The organism is Mycobacterium sp. UM_Kg1 (genome assembly GCF_000972925.1).
GTDB lineage: Bacteria > Actinomycetota > Actinomycetes > Mycobacteriales > Mycobacteriaceae > Mycobacterium > Mycobacterium hiberniae.
In genome coordinates this window covers 1-244 of record NZ_JRMK01000390.1, presented here as the reverse complement: position 1 = coordinate 244, position 244 = coordinate 1, and the positions used below count along the sequence as shown (strand labels likewise).

Genomic DNA, 244 nt, shown 5'->3' with positions numbered 1-244 from the left:
GAGCGGGTGCCGTCGTTGCCGGAGGTCGACACCGCGACCATGGCGTCGTTGGTGACGCTGCGCGAGATCGTCGACTACCTGCAGTCGCTGATGGGTCCGGCGGCCGCGCCGGTGACTCCCGCCGCGCCGGCACCTGCCGCTCCGGTCGCGCCGGCGCCTGCTGCTCCGGTTGCCGTCGCGCCCGCGCCGGCCGCGCCGGTGGCTGCGGCTGCGGGCGTGGATCTGGTCGGGGACATGTTGGCGG

General features: G+C 76.2%; 1 protein-coding gene. It reads left to right on the top strand.

The window, feature by feature from the left end; translation table 11 throughout:
* A partial coding sequence (locus LI92_RS21665; protein ID WP_192830113.1) for a hypothetical protein occupies positions 1 to 244 on the top strand: 244 nt, incomplete at both ends.